The 3,931-nt window shown below is 44.4% G+C and carries 3 protein-coding genes; all 3 read left to right on the forward strand.

What is annotated here, in order from left to right:
- Nucleotides 1-566 (forward strand): hypothetical protein (locus IQ229_RS16825; RefSeq protein WP_194045621.1); only part of this gene is annotated, 566 nt, incomplete at its 5' end.
- 96 nt (nucleotides 567-662) lie between these two features.
- Complete coding sequence (locus IQ229_RS16830; protein WP_194045623.1) at nucleotides 663-2,501, forward strand: peptidoglycan D,D-transpeptidase FtsI family protein; 1,839 nt, start codon at nucleotides 663-665, stop codon at nucleotides 2,499-2,501.
- Between the two features lie 242 nt (nucleotides 2,502-2,743).
- A complete protein-coding gene (locus tag IQ229_RS16835) occupies nucleotides 2,744-3,841 on the forward strand; it encodes an iron-containing redox enzyme family protein (protein ID WP_194045625.1) in 1,098 nt (365 codons plus the stop codon).
- Nucleotides 3,842-3,931 lie beyond the last annotated feature (90 nt).

Here is a 3,931-nt window from a genome sequence, read left to right on the forward strand (position 1 = left end):
CTTCTACAGCAGTATCTTCTCAAAAACAACAGCGTTCCTCAAAAAATTTAGCGGTTTCTCCCACAAATGAGGCAGTTATAGCCAAATCAGGGAAACAGTTGGGTAGACAACAATTACCAAATCTCAATGAGCAGTTGAATGCGAACCAAAAGAGTCCGGGGGAAGGTTTTCTTGGGCTTCCGACAATGCCTAATTCTAGAATTACACCTTTGTGGTTGCTGCGTTTGTATACCTTTCATCGTTATTCGTCAGTTGTGGCGTTTTTGTTAGTAGCATCGACACTTGCTGTTTACGCTTGGACAGTCTATTCTCAGGAGCTTTGGGGTCAGTCATATCGCAGACTGCAAAACCTCCAACGTCATGAACGGCTGCTAACAACAACCAACGCGACGCTGAAAAATAAAATGGCTAATGAAGCAGAACAACCAACAGCAGGGCTGGTATCGCCAACTCCTGAAGGGATGATTTTCTTGCCTCCAGCATCTCAGAGTCCTAAGCCAGTATCGCCTAACACAACGCCAAATTCTGAAACGCAACCGCAAACACTCTCGCCACTAGGATACTAATCCCTAAGAGTCATTTGTCATTTGTTATTAGTCATTAGGACTGAGACTTCTGGTTAATCACAAAAGGCAACAGACAAAGGACAAAGGACAAACCCAATGCAGAAGTCACCAAGCAAAACAAAATTCAGAAAGTTTCGGAATTCAAAATTTACAGGGCGACACAAGGGTGATAAACCAGGGTTTTTGGGACAATTAGCCTCTAGTATGCAAGACCAAACATCCAACACTAAGTCCCGGCTGTTCATCGTCTGGGGCATATTAATGTTATCAGGGTTGGGGTTGACTATTAACTTGTATAATCTGCAAATTGTCAAGGGACCAAAGTTAACTGAGTACGCACGCAACCAGCAAATGGTGAATGTGCGACCTTTTATGCCCCGTCGCCCAGTGGTAGATCGCAATAGCGATCTGTTGGCTATTGACCGTCCTGTATATACTTTGTACGCTCATCCCAAGCTGTTTGATAAGTCTAATGAAAATATGGCAGAGCGACTTGCCCCAATTTTGGCAAAAGATACTGCTGAATTGGTGAAAACTTTTCAAAGCAAAAGAAGCGGAATTATACTTGCGCCAGCCTTACCAGAAGAAATTATCGATCGCGTCATCTCTTTGCGCTTAAATGGTCTGGAGTGGACTCAAAAATACTCCCGATTTTACCCGCCAGACGATTTGGTTGCCGATGTGGTGGGCTATGTAAATGTTGATCGTCGTGGTCAAGCTGGTGTGGAATACTCTCAAGAGAAGTTGTTAGAACGTCCTGTACAAACGGTGCGCCTCAGTCGGTCGGGTAATGGGGTCTTGATGCCAGATCGGGCGCCCGAAGGTTTTTTGCATTTTGACGATTTACGATTACAACTCACTATCGATAGCCGTCTGCAACGAATTGCTCGGATTGCGCTCAAACAACAGATGGAGAAGTTTGACGCCAAACGTGGAGCAGTAATTGTCATGGATGCATTGGATGGTTCCTTACTCGCCCTCGTTTCTCAGCCTACTTATAATCCTAATGAATATGCTAAATCTGATATTTCACTATTTAAAAACTGGACAGTAGCGGATCTTTATGAACCGGGATCGACTTTTAAGCCTTTGAATGTGGCGATCGCTCTGGAAAATGGCGTCATCAAAGCAGATGATATATTTAATGACTCTGGTAATATTCGAGTAGCTAATTACACCATCAAAAATGCCATGAATAATGGCTATGGGCAAATCAGCATTGCTCAGATTTTGCAAAATTCCAGCAACATTGGCATGGTGAAAATTATCCAACGCTTAAAGCCTTCAATCTACTACAACTGGCTAGAACGCTTGGGGCTAGGACAAAAAGTTGATACAGATTTACCTTTTGAAGTCGGCGGAAGGCTCAAAAGTCAAGAAGAATTTATCGCTTCGCCAATTGAAGCAGCTACTACTTCCTTTGGACAAGGCTTTTCTATGACACCCTTACAGCTAGTGCAAATGCACGGTGCTTTAGCTAATGGCGGTAAGTTAGTTACACCCCATGTAGTTCGCGGGTTGATTGATAGCAAAGGGCAGATGCATGATTCACCCACTCGCACCATCCCCCGCCAAATTTTTTCAACCGCAACAACTCAAAAGGTTGTGGAAATGATGGAAACTGTTGTTACTGAAGGCAGCGGTAAGCCGTCACAAATTCCGGGATATCGCATTGCTGGCAAAACTGGTACAGCCCAAAAAGCTAGTCCCAATGGCGGATACATCAAGGGGGCGAGAATGACCAGTTTCGTGGCTATTTTACCCGTGGAATCTCCTCGCTATGTAGTGTTTGCACTGGTGGATGAGCCAAAAGGAGAAAGTGCTTATGGTTCTACTGTCGCCGCGCCAATTGTGAAGTCGGTGATCGAAGCACTGATTCCGCTTGAGCAGATTCCACCCAGTAAGGCAATCGAGGAACAGAAGGGAGTGCCGTAGGTAATGGCAGGGGAGCAGGGGGAGTTAAAGAAGAGAATAGGATACAGGTTACAGGGTACAGATTATTCACTATCACCTATCACCTCTCCCCTAATCCCCATGCCCAATGCCCAATGCCCCATTCGTTTAAAACTTAATTTTTCTTTATAACCAGGGAAAGAGGTACAGAAAGCTACTGGTGTGGAAACCTAGATATTAGAGGTGAAAGTAATTTCTCACTTTTCCAAAGTACCGAAGATTCCATGCAAAGCAATTTAGTTATATTTCCTAAGACTGAGGCTGCGAAAAATAGCACGCAAACTAAAGAAAGGACAATTACCAAATACGACCGTGCTGAGGAGCAATTTATAGAACTGCTAGCAATGGAGGATTTGGATCGTCAACTGGATGCAAAACCTTCAATAGCCAGTGAGTTTGAACAAGCGCTCTCTATGGCAATTGGGGCTGCTTATGGAAACGATCGCTCTGATGAACAAGCTCACCGTTTTCTCCAACGGATACTTTATCGAATTAATCGGCTAAAGCTGTTTTGGTACGACGATTTGCAGCATTATAACAATGAGCGATCGCTGTATTTGCGCTCATGCCGCGACCAAATTGAAGCTGCTTGGCAACAGTGGGAATTAGCAGAATTCGATGTGGCTGCATTGCAAGAATTGGATGTAAAACAAGCTTTAATTGAGCGTGCATCTGCTGATTTAAATCCGCCTTTGTCGGAGAGTAGCCGCTACATTCGTGAGGAAATGACTGAAGCTGGTTATCGTCACTTGCTAGCGATCGGCTCCTTTGATGGCTTGGTTGAAGCTAGTCATCTTTCCCGCATTTTGGGTGGTGCTGCTAATGAAGTGCAGTGTACGCTGATGCGAGTACTAATAGAAGAATATGGCAATGGTCGTTTATCTCGCAAGCACTCGACATTTTTTGCCCAAATGCTGGCTGAATTTGGCATGAATACTGAACCAGAGGCATATTTCGATTTAGTACCTTGGGAAGTGTTGGCTTCGACAAATTATAACTTTCTGGTGACTGAGCGCAAACGCTATTTCTTGCGTTACAGCGGTGGGTTGACCTATTTTGAAGTGGCTGGCCCTGCGATTTACAAAAATTATCTGGTGGCGGCGCAACGACTCTTACTCTCAGAAGTCGCGGTGGGTTATTGGGAACTGCACATCAGGGAAGATGAACGCCACGGCCGTTGGATGTTAGATGATGTGGCTTTGTCATTAGCAGAACGATATCCCAATGATGCATGGGAATTGCTGCTTGGGTACGACCTGCAAAAACGTATGAGCGATCGCGCGGGGACGGCTGTTGTGCGATCGATACGCGAAGCAGAATAAGCCGCCTTATTCGTATGAACAATCTAAAAAATCAAAAATAGCAAGTTATTATTAGCCTTTTAATTTGACATCCTTAAATCATTTTATTGC

Origin of the sequence: Nostoc cf. edaphicum LEGE 07299 (assembly GCF_015207245.1) — a bacterium.
Taxonomy (GTDB): Bacteria; Cyanobacteriota; Cyanobacteriia; order Cyanobacteriales; family Nostocaceae; genus Nostoc; species Nostoc edaphicum_B.